The sequence below is a fragment of the Shouchella phoenicis genome (assembly GCF_047238345.1).
Classification (GTDB): Bacteria; Bacillota; Bacilli; order Bacillales; family Bacillaceae_D; genus Shouchella.
In genome coordinates this window covers 58,949-75,011 of record NZ_JBDFMQ010000002.1, presented here as the reverse complement: position 1 = coordinate 75,011, position 16,063 = coordinate 58,949, and the positions used below count along the sequence as shown (strand labels likewise).

Annotated in this window: 15 protein-coding genes and 3 pseudogenes; 6 read left to right on the top strand and 12 right to left on the bottom strand. The window is 36.1% G+C overall.

Going from position 1 to position 16,063, the window contains the following annotated elements; translation table 11 throughout:
- Nucleotides 1–279 precede the first annotated feature (279 nt).
- Together ABC361_RS21045 and ABC361_RS21040 are read left to right on the top strand one after the other, a co-directional pair.
- Nucleotides 280–1,362 (top strand): response regulator aspartate phosphatase, encoded by a 1,083-nt coding sequence (locus ABC361_RS21045; protein ID WP_413075899.1) that lies wholly within the window; start codon nt 280–282, stop codon nt 1,360–1,362.
- Entirely contained in the window at nt 1,359–1,592 is a 234-nt protein-coding gene (locus ABC361_RS21040; RefSeq protein WP_413075898.1) for a hypothetical protein, read from the top strand. Before ABC361_RS21045 ends, ABC361_RS21040 begins: the two co-directional genes overlap by 4 nt.
- A gap of 900 nt (nt 1,593–2,492) precedes the next feature.
- On the opposite strand, the gene ABC361_RS21035 is transcribed toward ABC361_RS21040, so the two are convergent.
- A complete protein-coding gene (locus tag ABC361_RS21035; protein ID WP_413075897.1) occupies nt 2,493–3,491 on the bottom strand; it encodes an alpha/beta fold hydrolase in 999 nt (332 codons plus the stop codon).
- Between the two features lie 446 nt (nt 3,492–3,937).
- On the opposite strand from ABC361_RS21035, the gene ABC361_RS21030 reads away from it, so the two are divergent.
- Nucleotides 3,938–4,795: a hypothetical protein gene (locus ABC361_RS21030; RefSeq protein WP_413075896.1), complete on the top strand. Its 858-nt coding sequence runs from the start codon at nt 3,938–3,940 to the stop codon at nt 4,793–4,795.
- A gap of 462 nt (nt 4,796–5,257) precedes the next feature.
- On the opposite strand, the gene ABC361_RS21025 is transcribed toward ABC361_RS21030, so the two are convergent.
- The 3 genes and pseudogenes from ABC361_RS21025 to ABC361_RS21015 all read right to left on the bottom strand — a co-directional run.
- Nucleotides 5,258–5,464, bottom strand: a complete 207-nt coding sequence (locus tag ABC361_RS21025) for a hypothetical protein (RefSeq protein ID WP_413075895.1) — start codon at nt 5,462–5,464, stop codon at nt 5,258–5,260.
- 279 nt (nt 5,465–5,743) lie between these two features.
- Nucleotides 5,744–6,382: a sugar O-acetyltransferase gene (locus ABC361_RS21020; RefSeq protein ID WP_413075894.1), complete on the bottom strand. Its 639-nt coding sequence runs from the start codon at nt 6,380–6,382 to the stop codon at nt 5,744–5,746.
- A gap of 290 nt (nt 6,383–6,672) precedes the next feature.
- Nucleotides 6,673–6,786: pseudogene (locus ABC361_RS21015) on the bottom strand (DUF4158 domain-containing protein); the annotation flags it as partial.
- Here ABC361_RS21015 and ABC361_RS21010 point away from each other — a divergent pair.
- Nucleotides 6,778–7,204, top strand: a pseudogene (locus ABC361_RS21010) (helix-turn-helix transcriptional regulator); the annotation flags it as partial. The pseudogenes ABC361_RS21015 and ABC361_RS21010 overlap by 9 nt on opposite strands.
- 135 nt (nt 7,205–7,339) lie before the next feature.
- Here ABC361_RS21010 and ABC361_RS21005 read toward each other — a convergent pair.
- The 6 genes from ABC361_RS21005 to ABC361_RS20980 form a co-directional block, all read right to left on the bottom strand.
- A complete protein-coding gene (locus tag ABC361_RS21005; protein ID WP_413075893.1) occupies nt 7,340–7,570 on the bottom strand; it encodes a hypothetical protein in 231 nt (76 codons plus the stop codon).
- A 5-nt stretch (nt 7,571–7,575) separates the two neighbouring features.
- Nucleotides 7,576–8,925 carry a TRAP transporter large permease subunit gene (locus ABC361_RS21000; RefSeq protein WP_413075892.1) on the bottom strand — a complete coding sequence of 450 codons (1,350 nt, stop codon included), beginning with the start codon at nt 8,923–8,925 and terminating at the stop codon, nt 7,576–7,578.
- Nucleotides 8,926–8,943: 18 nt separating this feature from the next.
- Nucleotides 8,944–9,813 (bottom strand): DUF1932 domain-containing protein, encoded by an 870-nt coding sequence (locus tag ABC361_RS20995; RefSeq protein WP_413075891.1) that lies wholly within the window; start codon nt 9,811–9,813, stop codon nt 8,944–8,946.
- Between the two features lie 12 nt (nt 9,814–9,825).
- On the bottom strand, nt 9,826–10,503 hold the full coding sequence (locus tag ABC361_RS20990; protein ID WP_413075890.1) for an RraA family protein: 678 nt from the start codon (nt 10,501–10,503) through the stop codon (nt 9,826–9,828).
- Between the two features lie 161 nt (nt 10,504–10,664).
- A complete protein-coding gene (locus tag ABC361_RS20985) occupies nt 10,665–11,525 on the bottom strand; it encodes a MurR/RpiR family transcriptional regulator (RefSeq protein ID WP_413075889.1) in 861 nt (286 codons plus the stop codon).
- 426 nt (nt 11,526–11,951) lie between these two features.
- A complete protein-coding gene (locus tag ABC361_RS20980; protein WP_413075888.1) occupies nt 11,952–12,113 on the bottom strand; it encodes a hypothetical protein in 162 nt (53 codons plus the stop codon).
- 308 nt (nt 12,114–12,421) lie between these two features.
- Here ABC361_RS20980 and ABC361_RS20975 point away from each other — a divergent pair, with 308 nt between their 5' ends.
- Entirely contained in the window at nt 12,422–12,679 is a 258-nt protein-coding gene (locus ABC361_RS20975; RefSeq protein WP_413075887.1) for a hypothetical protein, read from the top strand.
- A gap of 130 nt (nt 12,680–12,809) precedes the next feature.
- Here ABC361_RS20975 and ABC361_RS20970 read toward each other — a convergent pair whose 3' ends face one another.
- Together ABC361_RS20970 and ABC361_RS20965 are read right to left on the bottom strand one after the other, a co-directional pair.
- Nucleotides 12,810–14,945, bottom strand: a complete 2,136-nt coding sequence (locus ABC361_RS20970) for a DUF4832 domain-containing protein (RefSeq protein WP_413075886.1) — start codon at nt 14,943–14,945, stop codon at nt 12,810–12,812.
- 493 nt (nt 14,946–15,438) lie between these two features.
- Nucleotides 15,439–15,627: pseudogene (locus ABC361_RS20965) on the bottom strand (MATE family efflux transporter); the annotation flags it as partial.
- 21 nt (nt 15,628–15,648) lie between these two features.
- On the opposite strand from ABC361_RS20965, the gene ABC361_RS20960 reads away from it, so the two are divergent.
- On the top strand, nt 15,649–15,900 hold the full coding sequence (locus tag ABC361_RS20960; protein WP_459565485.1) for an MATE family efflux transporter: 252 nt from the start codon (nt 15,649–15,651) through the stop codon (nt 15,898–15,900).
- Nucleotides 15,901–16,063 lie beyond the last annotated feature (163 nt).

The following is a 16,063-nucleotide window of genomic DNA, read 5'->3' as shown; positions in this document are numbered from 1 at the left end:
ATTTGTTACCGTGTTAAACGAACGTTTTTCAAAACCCTTTTCGCTAGAAAGATACTCATAATTGGGGAAGTAACAGCACAGAAGTCCAACGAAAAACAGAGCAGCGCTTGCCTAAGTCCCTAGTTCAAGATGTATTTGTCGTTTTTTAAACACACATGTAATCAGTAAGATCTCGTTTTAATTTAAGAAGTTGGGAAATATGTACTATCACTTTCATAATACTATTGAAACATATATAATATAATTAACAGAAATTTGGGAATGAAGAGAGGCGTTTTTTTGGATACTGTATTAAAAGCTGAAGAAGTTGGAAAAAAGATTGTTGAATGGCATAGTTGCTTAATAGCTAAAGATATTAAGCAAGCCAAAATATTAAAACAACAGACAGATGAAATAGTTCAGAAAATGGAACCCCACGACAAGATGTTGGCATATTATCAGCTAATTAGTTTCAAACACGATTTAATTGTAAATTATACCGAAGGGGGAACACTAGAGGCGCCAGTCGTCAGTTCGGTGGAGATTGAACGTGATGATTATCTAAACTATATGTATTATTTTGTATCTGGACAACATGAGTTTTTAAATGAGAGATACAAGTCAGCAATACGTACGTACAAGATTGCGGAAAGATTGATAGAAAAAGTTAATGATTCTGCTGAACGAGCAGATTTCTATCAGGAGCTTGGATATAGTTACTATCGCATTGATCAATATACATTTTCTTACTCTTATTTAGAACAAGCTTTGGAATTCTTTGAGAAAAACGATCTCTATATTGCGAACGTTGTTCGTTGTAAAATGATTTTAGCAGCAATTCATACAGAAGTGGGACGCTATGAGTCAGCGGAATTAATATACAACGATTTAATAAGTTTAGCGAAGCCCTTTCCATTCTATAATGCTCTTCTTTTAAGCAACATGGGACTTAATCGGATGACACAGAAAAGATATGAAGAAGCAATACCTTTTTTTGAGAAAGCTTTATTAATTCCTGAACTTGGACAATCGGTAACCAGCATTAAAACTAAATACAATTTGCTTAATGCTCAGTTAAGAACCGGGGTCTACATATCAGGATTAGACGATATTGAAAGCGCTGCTCAATCTCATAATCTCGTTGAGATCACAGCAAAATGTCATGTAAGTAGAGGGCTATATATAGAGAATAATTTTAAACTAGTTGAATTGGGTCTAGATCTCTTAAAAGCAAATAATCAATATTTTGATTGCGCAGAAATTTGTGAGGAAGTATCTTTATTTTTTGAAAATAAAGGGGACATGGAAAATGCACTAAAATACTCTCGCTTATCAAATGACATGACCAAACAACAAACTAATTTAGGAGTTGATCAATCATGAAAAAAGTAACTTTAAGTTTAGCTACGTTAATAATCCTTTCTTCAGCTACAATTGTTGGTGCAGATTTCAAATCAAATGGTGAGGTAGAGACTTTTGGCAAACACGATGTTCATAAATTTGCTGGTAAACACGACGTTCATCGAGACAATAATAATTCATACCTTCTCGCTGGTAAACATGACGTTCATCGTTCTAACTCGTTAAATCAAACGAATAAAGAAATGGTCTGAATATATCGAAAGAGTTAGTTATTATAGTTGCACAAGTATTGTCATTCCCTTATCTTGGAGCCGTTGTGAAAATGGCTCTTTTTTCTTTAATAATAAAGGATTTCACTTAAATTAAGGGGCCTTACTATGAATCTTATAGAATTTTAAATTTGATTTAATCTTCACCATTCATATAATCAATTGTGCTTTGAATGGTTTTCCTTAAGCTACAAAAAGTACAATTAACTAAACTAAAAAAATGTTCTCAAATGAATCAGTATTAAGGCTAAATTCAAACATCTATTTTATCAACTTAAAATAGCACAAAGACAAATAAATTATCTGAGTGAGTGAATCCAAATAACTCTTATTAAATACTTTTAACAATAAGTAGTACAACCTTAATAGTCAGCAAGAATTTAGCAAAGGAGCACTATTTTTGGATATCACACTCATAGCTTTTCTATTGTTCATTTTTGCCCTCACATAGTGTATAAAACAACCGTAAAAAGACGATCAATCCTACGAAAAAAGAAAGACCGTTAACTGTGTGAATAATGTAATGCACATGTCATAAGACTTAATTTTTACCATAAGCATGTTGTACTGTATCAATCTCCTTGTAAGCAAAATTTTCTAACCCCCCCATTCTCTGTGGTTTTTAAAAATGAGGGTGGGTTCAAGTGGAATAATTTCTAAAAAAAGTACAGGAATGATTGGCATAGAAATTACTTTAGTTAACATTGTAATGTAACGAGATTTTTTCTTCCCTAATTAAATTGGACATCTTCCCCCCACTCACTCCCGTTTTTTTGTCTTATTCGGTTAGTACCCTTGAAAGTAAGCGACAATTAATTTGCAATATGCTAAAAAAAGCACAGGAAGTTGTACATAATACAAGCACTTTTTAGCGAAAGTTCGTCAAGGAGAGATTAACCCCAATACTTCACCTTCCATAATTTCACGAAAACGCTCTCGTTCCTCGTAAAATGGTGTGTGAGCTGAGTCTTCAAAGATGAATATTTTTTTGTAAGGAGCTTCTACTGAGTCGTAAAAACGTTTTGCTTGAGTGTATGTAGTTTGATAATCATGTAACCCCTGTATTATAAATACTGGAATTTTAATTTTTGGTACTAATTTCACTATATCAGTTGTAGCCATGTCTCGAGCTAAAGATTGATAGCTGTAATAACTACCATTTAGTATGTTCATTTTTTCTTTGAAAGTATAGTTTGGACACATGAGAATATGCTTTAGAGTCTCAATGAAAGAGTATCCATCGCGCTTGAAACCACCACCATATTTGTCTGTAAATTTTTTTCTAATTGCAGAATATGATTGGTTCTTATAGTAATTTACATCAAACTTCACTTTTGTTATTTGTGAAATCGCACGTTTGTCATTTTGAGCAATTGCAGTTTCCAGAATATAATTATAAGTCTCTTCTTCAGAATCTTTTTGCAATCCTATTTGACCGACACCAATATAAGCATAGAATAGTTCAGGATTCTTACTTGCAACAATGCTACCAAGATAAGATCCCCATGAGTGACCCATCAAAAAAATTTTTTCTCGTGAGTACTTTTTTCGTAAATAATTTACTACTTCAATAGTATCTTCAATCAGTTGATTTAGATTTAATGGGCTGTCAGTTTCCTTTTTATTATATGACATCCCTGTTCCTCTCTGGTCCCAATAACAAACGTTGAATAAGTTTTCAAAATGAATACCATGAGCTTTGTTGAAAGGATAGATGGGAAACCCAGGACCACCATGCAAAAATAATAACAATGGTTTTTCTTTATTCAACGATTCAATAATGATTCCTTGTCGAACCCCATTAATTTCAATATATTCTTTTGTAACAGTTCCTTCTTTATTATTTTTGTTTAAACGTTTTTCATAGGAAGCTAAAAGCATGCTTTCACCCAATCCGTAAAGTTTATTTAGAAATTCAATAGAAATAGTGAAGGAGTAAATTATATTGTTGTGCTTATGTTGTTTTTAGTAGCCCTAATAATTTATTTACTTAGTTAATTCTAATTTTAAATTATTGAGCAAAAAGATACAAATTTCATTTTTATTTACTTTTCGATCTGACCATACTGCACATTACTTTATTTTGCTCCTTCTGTTTATTTCTTTAGTACGACACACCAAAGATTAGTTTCCAGGTTATGTGAACGTATATTTATACTCTTTAAGAGCGACATATCCCCAGTATTAGGTATTACCATAATTCACTAATGGATTAACGACATTTTTACATTCTGTACTTAAAGATGTTATCCCATTACGGTATCACTTATAATAAGAATTATATTCTTACATTGTCTTAATAGTTTTTCAGGGAGGCACTTAAAAATATGGACATTCCTAAATTTTGGGCAGAATCTGAAGTAGATGCATTTGATCCGGTTGGAAAACGAGTAATTACCTCTGTTTGGCGTTGGTCTGATGAAAGTGAGGAAGCAGCTCAGACTAAGTCTGATCAAGCAGCGAAGGAACTGAAAGTAAAGATCGAGCAAGGGGAACCGCTCCAGGAAAAATACTCATATGGCCATTATCCCGTGCGCGAAGAAATTATTTCTAATCACGATGAGTTCAGTTACGTTATTACACGTAATTTATATGGGTCGTTTATTTTGAACACACAGAATGTCATGTTCGTAGATATTGATTTTGAACAAAAGACCCATTTAAGCTTATTTAAAGGGATAAAAGGCTTATTTTCTCGAAAAAAGAAAGCTTTAAGTGAAGACTCTCAAGAGACACAAGCAATCAATCAGCTGAAGCGATGGGTACACGAGGACGACAAACGTGGTGCTACCGTCTATCGCACATACGGCGGACTTCGTTATATGATCACACATCAGACGTTTGAACCAAGCGGGAGGGAAGCAGAGCAAATCCTTGAACTACTAGGTTGTGATCCCAGCTATCGTGTCTTATGTAAGGTACAGAACAGTTTTCGTGCAAGGCTCACTCCAAAGCCTTGGCGCTTTGGGATGGACCGAATTCCCGTTCGTTATCCCTACCGTAATCAGAATGAAAAAGATTTATTAGCAAAATGGGATATGGGATATAAGGAAAAATTAGAAAAGTGGAGTACGTGCGAGTATGTTTTGGCAATCGGAAATAAAGTGGTTCATCCTAAAGTAGTGCCTGTTCAAAAAATGCATGATCGTGCAACAAACGCACACAAGAAGTTTCCGTTAGCTTAAATCGGGTTTTTATATTTCGTATATCTATTAATGCAAATTGCTCATAACAAGTTTTAATTACGGGACATCACTTCCCCTTTCAGTAAACATGTTAAACACAGCGCATGAGAATGATAGTGTGGATGAGTCAAATTAGATAGTTAAATGGACATTAAAGAAACCCCTCTTTCAGATAGAAACGATTAAGAGAGAAAAAACCAATCCTTCATTTTTGATTCCTACATATAATTATCTAGATTAAGAAAGCACATGAATGAACTCATGTGCTTTCTTTCATTTTCCTAAATGGTAACTAACTGTTTTGTTCCGTTTCCTTACTTTGTGTACCCGTTCTCTTTCTTAGAAAGTTAGACCAATGAATAATCGCTAATAGATTAATTTATGTGCTTACCCTGATCTTTCATTTGCTTACTATGTGACCGTAAAATGATTTGCAAAGGGATGATTGCTAGTAAAATTATACTAATCCCATAGGATTAAATATGCTTGGCCGCCATCAACATTTATAACTAAGTCATAAACAATAAACGCAATTGCAGCAAATTCTAAGAATAGGACTGGTATAAACTTTACTAGTAGGTTCAAATCTTTTTTTGATAGGATCCATGTCACAATGGTAACACTACCAATTAATAATATGGCTAGACTTATCGGAACCATGAATTCCATAAAATACCTAAGTTCTTTTAGAGTTAGTGAATAATATAAATCTCGTGTCTCATCGCTTCTAGTAATGCTTGTTGTTCATAAGAAGTAACCTATGATATCCTTGTCTTTTTGAACTTTTCTATGGTAATTTTATCCTTCTCTTTTTTGGTCACAACCAGATAGATGAAGCTTTACCGCTCGACGCTTATGTAAAAAACAGCCTCTTTTGCTGTGTGCAGTATTGAGTCACAAATAATTATATGGTTATCGTAATCTAGATAGTGAAAGGTTAAAAGACCATTAATCCAGTACTTGGCACCCCTCTAATAATTCTGGCTTATACTTCATACTATCAGCTTCCGTTATAGGTCGAATCACTTTGCAGGGCACACCAGCAGCAAGCGAGTTAGCCGGAATATCTCGGGTCACAACACTGCCTGCGCCAATAACGCAGCCATCTCCAATTGTCACTCCTCCACATACGGTCACATTAGCACCAAACCAGACATCATCTCCAATTGAAACCGGTCTTGCGTAACATAAAGTTGCTGGCTTCCCATTGGCATGTAGCATTTGTCGTCTCTCTGAAGCGACTAATGGATGAATTGGAGTCACAATAGTTACATTAGGACCAAAGTTTACATAGTTTCCTATAGTCACTAGCGCATCATCCTGTATGGTCAAATTATAATTTCCAAAAAACCCATGACCAATTTTGGTATGAACACCATAATGAAAAAACACGGGTCCTTGAATATTACTATTTTCACCTATACTTCCCACTAGCTCCCGCAACAATTTTTGGCGCTCTTCCTGTTCTTCTTCGGGTAACTGACTGTACCTACGGCTAAGCTTATGTGATCGAAGTTTAATTGCTTTTAGTTCCGAGTCTCCAGGAGAAAATAGTACACCACTAAGAATTCGTTCCTCTTCGGTCATGTAATTTCACTTCCTATCTTCTAATTTTCCCAACTATATGACTATCAATTAAAAGTTTGCGGTAACGCTTACTTATTGTCAAGTCGAGAGTGTAAGTGGAATGCGTGTTTGAAGGGGGGAACACATTTCAGGCATTGAGGGCTTAGTGACGTTAAACTCGTGGAGGTTTCTCAACCGCATGTAAGGGGTGAGATAGCTGTAATAGACGATTGCGGTGCATAAAATTAATTTGCACCGTTTCTAATTCCATTCCTCGTATGTATTCAAGTCCTATGGGTGTATGGCCAACTGGGATACCGAAGAAAGGCTAATTGAACGGCAAACCCTAAACGGTTTTCTCCTCTCCTTCGCTTATTGATAATTTCTAAATCTTGCTTTGAAAAAGTGTAGTAGGCTCTAATAAGTGGTATATGATTAGATTTTGTCATCTTAGGAATGATAACCGTAGTTTTAGAGTAGATCGAATTGAAAGTCTAATGCTAACCGAAAATAAGTTTAACCGGCCAGAGAATTTTTCAGCACGTGACTTTTTTATAAAAAATCTTCTTCCAACTATAGAAGATAAAGAAGGAATTATTTCTTTGGTTATTACTGAGGATAGAAATGTATTGGCTGCTATTTGCCAACATTGGTTTTAGGACATTATTTACAAGAACGAGCTTCAATCAAGTAGTTTTACTACTTGAAAAAGATATAATCCATACAGATGTGCCTTATTTACTTTTACCGTGCAATAAATCTATTAAAGTTATTGAGGCAATAAGTCTTAAGAAAAGATTTATTAAAGTTCTGACGGAATTAATAAAATTTCATCAAGTATGATAACTACCCTGACGTTAGCTGTCAGGGTAGTTATTTTATAATAGGCTATATCTGTTTTTTCATATGTCTGACAATTATTATAAAAAATATTTCTGTAACAAACGAATAGTATATTCTCTAAGCACTTTATTTATATTAAGAATTCTCTTCTTCTTTATAATCTGGAAAGTAACCTAATACAAAAGCAATCCCAGAGAAAACAGCTGAAAGAATAATGGTTGGTGCTTTCAACCATTCGCTACTAGCGATAACAAGGTCTCCATTGCCAATAATTAAACCAACTAATTGAAGTAGAATCATTGTAAGAGCACATACTATAGACAAAATTAATGATATGGTAAACAGTTTCTCTAATGTGTTTTGCATAATCGTCATCCTCCCACGATTGGTAGTATACCCATTGCAATGAGCCATCCAATGAAAATTACAGGAATTGCATAATAAAAAATTAAAATGGAAAATGTTTTTTCTGGTCTTGCTCCAACAATTCCTGAAGCAATATATATTGATCCAGATGCTGGAGGCATTTGTGCTGATGTAGATGCAAAAGTCATGACAACTACAGCTGCAATCATTGGTGAGAACCCTGATGATACTAAAATCTCGTAAGATACTAATCCTACTGCAGTCAATGTACCTGTTGTTGTTAATGGTCCAGCAATGGCTGTAATTCCAACTCCTAGAATGATTACCGTTAACCAAGCAGGTGTATTAGCAGCGCCCATAATCTGTGCTATGTTATCAGATAAACCTAACTCTGTTAGAATCTCACTTGAAGCAACCGCAAAAAAGATTAATGCTCCAATGATTACAAACCGCGGAATTGATTTTTTAACAAAAGAAAATAACTCATTTATTGAATTCGGAGTTGATTTTTTTGCAATTAAAAATGAAATAGCAATCATAAGTGTTGGAATCCATATAACAATATCTATACTTTTAATCGCATCTTCACCGATACTAGGTAAATTAGTTAAATAATTCGCTAATGGTCCAATAGTGAGTCCTAATGGGATAATGGCCCCTAGATAAATAAGAATAGAGGTCCACCCATTCTTAAAGGAGACGCTAAATGGGTCGAGCATTTCTGGTGGGAACGCTTTAATATTCTGCTTCTTGACAAAATACCCAATCAAAAATAGTCTGTGAAGCATTTGATAGGCACCTGCAGCTAATAAAGCAATATAAAATTCTCCTGTTGTAATAGCCGCCGCTACTGGTGCAAAGCCTAATACTATAAACATTGAGGTTGTTGGTGGGAGTACGGAAGCCAATCCGCCGTTCCCTACCATCACGGATGCTGCAATTTCATTGTTCCACTTATTACGAAGCATCCAAGGACCTGTAATAGAGCCCGTTGCCGCCGTGTTTCCAGAATCACCGCCTGATAAGGTTCCTAATGCCGAGGAGCCAAGTACATCCATAATGGCTGGCGCACCAGGAAGTCTTCCAACTAAAGAATTTAAGATGGCTAACAGTTTTCCAACGATACCAAATTTATCGATCACGTACGCCATAAACACAAAGGCAATAGCGGCATACAGGACTGAGAAGGTTGATGCAAACGTAATACCTCTTAGAAATAACGCGAATGCATCTGTTCCTCCAAGTGGAACAATGGTTAAGAAACCAATTAGTGCGGCTTCGCCTAAATTTCTCTTAAGTTTTAAACTCCAGAAAACTAATACGCTTACAAAGATAACTAGGGCAAGAATACCCATGACAATCCCTCCCTATGACTAATTTGATTGATTACTTTTTTGCATAACTTCCTTCCAACTCTGCGGTGGGTTATCTGCAAATAAGTCTTTTAAATGTTCATTCGTTATAGCTGCGAGCTTATCGCGAGTAGCTTTGCTCATATAAGGCTCAACGTGGTACTCGGTTAAGAAATCCATCACATTTTCCATCTCTTGAACACGACGTTTAGAATGGAGCACATTACTAGTTATTAATCGATTAACAATATCCTCAAAGGAGTCCTTTTCCATTGTCTGAGTTATAGAATCTAGTATGAGATCGCCTAAATCAAGTCGATTAGCAATTTCCAGAACCTCATGCATAAGTGTGGAAAGACCTTTAGTAAAGATACTGCGAATAAACTTGATATTGGTAGCATCCCCAGGATTCTCACTAACGTATTTAACATTCATGTCAAAATCTTGGCCCCATCTCTGAAACCGTCTAGCATCACTTCCACTAATCATCATTGGAACCTTATGTTGATTCCCCTTTAATGGACCCATCATTGCAGCATCAATTATTGAATTTTGAAGAGAGAGCTCGTCATTTATCTTTTGTTTCATACTTGCACTAGCAGTTGATAAATCAACATAAATAGTATCTTCGTTCAAATAATCTTTAATTGCGCTCCATGCATCATAAGAATAAAGTGCCGGAACAGCTGCAAATAAAATATCTAATGGTTCTTTTACCACCTTAATAGGATCATCTAAAAGCTGTACCTCTACTTCATTTGCCTGAAGTATCGTGGACTCTTTTTGGTGCTGGGGATCATATGCAAATATTTGATGAGCCTGTCCATATGTTAAGAATCCTTTAGACATCTCATAGCCTACCTCGCCAAATCCTAAAAAACCTATATTCATCTTGTCACTCCTTTAGTGGCTTGTATTACCTTTAAAAGGTTTCATTGCGTCATCTAACCAACCTGGCTTAATGGCGTCTTTAGTAACATGTTTATCATTTAATTGAAACGCTTCTATTTTTTCTAAACGACTCGATTCATAGGCAATCTTATTTTCTGCCTTAGCAATTAAATTAGTGGCATCCTTATAAGGAACAACTACAACACCGTCTTCATCTCCAACAATAAAATCTCCCGGGGATACAACAGCTCCTGCACAAGTGATGGTCTGATCAAAAGTCCCAGGTCCTTCTTTTTTTGGCCCAATTGGCGTAAACCCTTTTGCGTAAATAGAAAGATCTAATTGACGTAGCTCACTTCGATCACGAACGAGTCCATCTATAATAATTCCTTTGATACCAAGTTTCTGAGCAGCGCCAGCCATAAGCTCCCCGAGGTAAGCTGATCCCTTAAAATCTTTGCCATCAACTACAATGATGTCTCCTACACTCACTTCATACATTGCATAGTGTAAAAATAAATTATCCCCTGGAGGTACAGATACTGTTCTTGCTAGCCCTACTAGCGGTCCAGCATCATTGACAGGCTTTAATTTATAGTCCATCACATTTTTATTCTCCATAACATCAGCAAATACGGAGGAACCGATCTTTTGCATTTTTTGAATGAGATCGTCTTTATGAATGCTCATAATCATCACCTTTAGTAATATTTATTACATTTTTTTTAGTTTTGAGTAACATAAATTACTATAGCAACCTCTCGAGAGAATGTAAACCTTTTCATCAAGAATTATAAAAAACTCCTGTAGGTAAAATTACCCACAGGAGTTTTTTTCCGATACCTAAGCACCTATTCATCCATAGGCTGTTGATGATATCGTGTCTTTGTCAATATATGATTAATGTTATCTAAACGACGTTTTGTTGACTCAGATTGCTGAATTGCGGTTGCAGAGATTAAATAATCTGCAACAATCATTGCTTCAATTGGAGAGTTATGAAAGGCCAAACTAGTAGATTGACATGGGAGTACCACATCAGCATATTCAACAACCGGGGATGAATATTTGTCTGTAATAGCTACGACCTTTGTCCCTCTCTTCTTAGCAGCCTCAAGCAAATGAATAATTCTTCGCGCATACCGAGGAAAGCTTACGACTATTATCAAGTCGTCTGACTGCATATTAATGACATTATCGACCCATTCACTGGTTGCATCGGCCGTCAACAGCTGACAATTCCCTAATGTGCGATTTAACCCTTGCCTTAAATATTGAGCTACAGGCAGACCACTTAGTACACTTGTACAATATATATGTCGTGAATTAACAATTTGCCGTACCACTTCCCCCACTTGATCGCTAGATATATGAGATGACATCGTCTGGATTCGTTGAAGGTAGCTGGTAATCGTGTTACTCCATAAATCATCTTTATCCACTTGCTCTAAATTAACCTCTAATCGATGATGAGGTGCGGTTTGTTCTCTAACAAGCTGTTGCAATCCCTCTTGAAATTCCGTATAGCCTGAATATTCCAACCTGTTTGTTAATCTCATTATTGTAGTCGTACTCGTTTCAACTACTTGAGCTAATTGATGCACCGTCATAAAGGCAACATCTGAAGGGTTTTTTATTATATAATCTGCTACTTTTCTTTGAACAGGGGTTAGTTCCTGTAAATTATCTTTTAGAATAATTAATGGGTTCATTTGTATCTCCGTATAATTTTATCAAAGTATACCATATAATTTTAAATGACTCTATAAAAGCGAACCCCACTTCCTTCATCACTGTTCTGAAAATCTTGAAGTACAGTTGGAATAGACTAAATCTAGGCTATACTAAAAGTGAAAAAACCTTAGAGTATAGTGTTTCTGTTCCTACTTTATAGGGTTTAATTTGAGAATCCCTTATTCTGTAGAAACGCACATAAATAATATCCAACCAATTAAAGAAACTATTACGATTAAAGCTAATTTTGAGTCTGATAGATCTCTTATCCTTACATATACTTGAGATGGACCAAAACACCTCATAGGTCCTTAATGAGCCTTCTCGTGATTCATTTTTGGTTAGGCTACAGGGTTAGGTTTAAGAGAACCATAAACTCACATGCTTAAAGACAGTATCTTTTGTTAACCCTCTTTTTTCTTAGATTCATGTGTTATTCCAACAATAACAAACGCTATTCCAATCACTAAGTAAAGATATTTCATTAACGATTCTGAGCCTGAAATCCATTCGGTTGTGCCGTAGACTAAGAAAAAGGCGGCGACCGCAAAGAATAGAATCTTCATTTAAACACCTCTCTTTTATTCAATACAATTGTTCATCCCCTTACCCTTCAAAACTAAACTAGTTTCATTGAGGTTAGCGCAGTAAACTCGCCCTGAGAATAAGCATAAATGTTAAACTTGCAATTAGTATGGGCTCTTCTCTATTTGTTTACGGACGATGGTTAAGTAAGTTTCAATATTGTCCAGGCACCATTTTATTCGTAATTATTATGTAAGACATTTTTTCATCAATATGCGACTCATTCTTATTAATTGGTTTTAGACATCGTTTACGTTAAGCTTAAGAATGAACAAAGGACGTGATTCTTATGAAACCAAAACGACAACTGAACACAAAACGCATCCATCAATTGTTCTCAAACGAACTCCATTCTAAGGATGAATCTAAATTAGATACGCAGTCGCTCGATTTTTTTGATCAGCTTAAACAAAGCGATACAGCACACAATACGCTAAATGCTAAAGATCAAGATGAATTATTTAAACTGATAGCCATCTACTTAGAGATGGAACCTTCTAATCGAAAAAAACTGACGGCCATTGCATCGATTCTCCACCACCAATAACAGGGCATCATCTGGGACGAATCCTCAAAACGAGTCCCAGATGTCTTAAAGGTGTACGCTCATTTGATTCAGGTACCTCACCTTCTTTTAGCGTTTCATCCTGTTTTTACACACTCATTGCGAAAATCTTCTAACGGGAATTGCTAATCTCAACCTCTCCAATTTTCAGCCAACCATTTTCTTCTTGCTCTATGTTAGCAAAATGAAAGGATTTAGCTTGGGAAGTACTCTCCAATAAAGGGTTAACGACTCTCACTAAAATATCGTAGCCCCCTTCACTTAGTGTCGACGTACTCGACCACTCCATTAAAACGTCATTATGTTCTCTTGTGTCTTTGTCTTTTGGTAAGATAGATGTTATATCCCAATCGGTTGACCACGATTGAACTGTACCGTTCGTACCTTTTGCTGCAATTTCAATGTCCCAATCATAGTAAAAGGGAGCTATTCCTGTATTTTGTATGTTGATTGCTGCTTTTAAAAACCCATCTGTTTCTTTCACATAGGCAGTTGAGACATAATATTCGTAACCTAGATCGCGTGAACCTTCCTGGGCTCGTTTCATAGCTTCGCCTGAGAGTGGTGTTTGAAAAACTTCTTGGATTTTGAGCCATGATGCATGCGTTAATTCAAGGCTTTTGTAATAATCTTCTCCCTGTGCTCCTCCAATGGGTTCGTCAATATATTGAGGTGGATCGTTATCCCACATCTTAAGCTGAATTTCTGGACGTATTTCGCCTCCAATAGGTTCAGTTTTCCACTTATCCATCTCTTGATTTTCTTGAAGTCGGCCGACAAAGTGCCAGACTTCGCCACCCAAGCAAGGAGGTAATGTCTGAAATGCAAACGAATCATCATGATAGCCTACGTTTACATTTTGATTGAATTCTGTAGGGTAGCGCACCAATATTTTTGTTTGGTCAAACGATTGATCAAAGCCTTGGACTATTGCTTCTTGATTACCTAAACTGGGCATCCAGTCGGTGGCACGACCGTCTTTTTGCTCCACTAACTCACCGTCCCAACTATTAGCAGGAGTCCAGCCATCCTGTGGATGAGTATGCCATTCACCCCAGAATCCAATTAATCCAGCTTGAATGAACCCAATTCTTGGGTCACCATCGTAGCGATTGCCAAGAGCTTCAATAAATTGCGTTAAGGCAAGCTGTAAATTCTCATCATCGTAATTAGGGGCTACACTTGTTCCATTTGGTCCTCCGTTGCTCTCATAATGGTAATCTTTTGTTTCCAGCCCTAGATCTAATAAAAATGGTGGAATTCCAGATGGCCGATGTGGGTAGTCGAGGTATACCCTGAAAATTGCCTGGTTGCCTCTTGATGCTACGTCATTAAGCTTCGTTTCCAACTTGCTCCAATCAAATTCATCAAAGTGCTGCATGATATCATTCAGGCCGATATAGAAAAATTCCATACTATACGGGATTTCATTCGGCTCTGTTCGCCAAGATACCGATTCACTAAAGGGTAAAAATCCTTTTAACGGATTATCAATAGGTGCTGGAGAATAATGCAGTTGAAAAGTGTTAGAAGGTGCTGCCCATTCAGGAGCTAAAGATTGATCACCGGTGCCCCATAGACTGATAGAATCTAAATAAATGTCATTATCCTTATGTGCTTGTGGATTATAACCAAATTCAATTCCGTTTACTAAGGCAAGATTAAGATCGGTTTCACAATTATGTGAACATTGCCAATATTCCTCTGTGAATTGATTCCAAGCAATACGTATAAGTCCGGAAAAATGCTCTGGAACCGTCAACATGCTTTCAAATGCATGTTCTTCCCATAGAGAATTGCCTTCTTCTTTAACAGCTACTGTAAAGGTTCCTTCTTGCCCAAATGCTTTGGACTCTGATTTCACATCAAAATTAAATGATAACGATTCATCTGCATCGTTATGTATCCAAAACGAAATACCACTTGAGTCTGACCAATCACTCATCGAAAAACGATGGGTTAAAGAAGTCCAGGAAGAATCAAAGGGTTCAGCTGCAACAATCATCATAGATTGAGTACCATCATTAAAATGTTCTTGGCTCAATGACCACTCCATTCCATTTTCACTAGATGACCAAAAGTAATATGCTTGTTTTAATTCCTCAGTTGATGAATAGCCTTCGAAGTCATCAATAGTTGCATCTGTTTCTAAAGACGCTGTATGCCCTTTTAGGTTTGAAAGATTCACCGTAAAAATGACAAGTAAAATTACTGAAAGATACAGTACCAATTTAGCCTTCCGTTTCATGTTACCCTCCTTGATAGAGATATAATTGTAAATATAAGCTCGTATGACGATCATATCAAAGACAAGTCATATGAACCCTGTACAGTTTATAATAACCGTTGAAGAGACACACGGATTAACAAACGCATCCGCTGGCGATCAAAGCAGTAAACTTAACGTTCAATTATAAACCTTTCATTCCTTTTAAACATATACAACAATACCTACAAATAGCAGTAAAAAAGAGTACCTTCAGGTACCCTTTAACGAAGGAGCGCCGAGATTGTCACACCAACAGCTGCTCCCAATGCACTTAAAAGAAAGATCTTCCAAGATGAATTTGGCTTTTTCTTTGCTCTAGATTGTTTCATAAGTGACACTCCTTTGACGTATGTGTTCCCTCCTCTATCATGCATAAAACGTTTCAATGAGCGTTCAAGTTTAACCTCTTTAATCTAAAAACTTTTGCTATAAAAACTTTTTATGAGATTACTATTTTATCCTAATTTGCTTCTTAATCTTCCTTAATAAATGATTTAGTCATCCAAATTTTAGAGCGCCACCTTCTTAGCATGATAATTCCTCTTAACCATTCGTCAGCGATAAAACCAATCCATACCCCAATCAAGCCTAAACCAAGGTAGAGTCCAAAAAACCATGCAAACGTCACACTAATCCCCCACATTGATGCGGTTCCTACATATTGGTCTCTTTTTCTATTGTAATGTTCAGTTTTGTTGCAACAGGAGAAGCTATTTTAATCAGCCAGCATCTAGGTGCAAATCGTTATAAATCGGCTCGAACCATTGCTGTTACAGCAATAAGTCTAAATTTAATTTCTGGAACTATCATAAGTATGTTTATATATTTCTTTGGTTCATGTTTACTACAATTTATGGACTCACCACTTGAACTAATGGATGAGACTTCTCTTTATTTAAGAATTGTTGGAGGGTTTCTTTTTTTCAAGCACTAATTATGACAATATCAGCGATTTTACGTAGTCATGGTTATTTTGAATACCCTTTAATTAATATACAAACAGTTATTTATAAAAGCTCTTTATAGGTCAGTCTGGTAGCTCTATTTTTATCTATTATGCAAAAAAGAAACCCTAACTAGAATAAGTAAAAAAGAAT

What these genes read in the sequence shown, in the direction of transcription:
- ABC361_RS20980 (WP_413075888.1), bottom strand. Translation starts at nt 12,113, where the DNA reads ATGAAGATTCTATTCTTTGCGGTCGCCGCCTTTTTCTTAGTCTACGGC.
- ABC361_RS20970 (WP_413075886.1), bottom strand. Translation starts at nt 14,945, where the DNA reads ATGAAACGGAAGGCTAAATTGGTACTGTATCTTTCAGTAATTTTACTT.
- ABC361_RS21040 (WP_413075898.1), top strand. Translation starts at nt 1,359, where the DNA reads ATGAAAAAAGTAACTTTAAGTTTAGCTACGTTAATAATCCTTTCTTCA.
- ABC361_RS21005 (WP_413075893.1), bottom strand. Translation starts at nt 7,570, where the DNA reads ATGCAAAACACATTAGAGAAACTGTTTACCATATCATTAATTTTGTCT.
- ABC361_RS21000 (WP_413075892.1), bottom strand. Translation starts at nt 8,925, where the DNA reads ATGGGTATTCTTGCCCTAGTTATCTTTGTAAGCGTATTAGTTTTCTGG.
- ABC361_RS20985 (WP_413075889.1), bottom strand. Translation starts at nt 11,525, where the DNA reads ATGAACCCATTAATTATTCTAAAAGATAATTTACAGGAACTAACCCCT.
- ABC361_RS20995 (WP_413075891.1), bottom strand. Translation starts at nt 9,813, where the DNA reads ATGAATATAGGTTTTTTAGGATTTGGCGAGGTAGGCTATGAGATGTCT.
- ABC361_RS21030 (WP_413075896.1), top strand. Translation starts at nt 3,938, where the DNA reads ATGGACATTCCTAAATTTTGGGCAGAATCTGAAGTAGATGCATTTGAT.
- ABC361_RS20960 (WP_459565485.1), top strand. Translation starts at nt 15,649, where the DNA reads ATGTTCAGTTTTGTTGCAACAGGAGAAGCTATTTTAATCAGCCAGCAT.
- ABC361_RS21020 (WP_413075894.1), bottom strand. Translation starts at nt 6,382, where the DNA reads ATGACCGAAGAGGAACGAATTCTTAGTGGTGTACTATTTTCTCCTGGA.
- ABC361_RS20990 (WP_413075890.1), bottom strand. Translation starts at nt 10,503, where the DNA reads ATGAGCATTCATAAAGACGATCTCATTCAAAAAATGCAAAAGATCGGT.
- ABC361_RS20975 (WP_413075887.1), top strand. Translation starts at nt 12,422, where the DNA reads ATGAAACCAAAACGACAACTGAACACAAAACGCATCCATCAATTGTTC.
- ABC361_RS21035 (WP_413075897.1), bottom strand. Translation starts at nt 3,491, where the DNA reads ATGCTTTTAGCTTCCTATGAAAAACGTTTAAACAAAAATAATAAAGAA.
- ABC361_RS21025 (WP_413075895.1), bottom strand. Translation starts at nt 5,464, where the DNA reads ATGGAATTCATGGTTCCGATAAGTCTAGCCATATTATTAATTGGTAGT.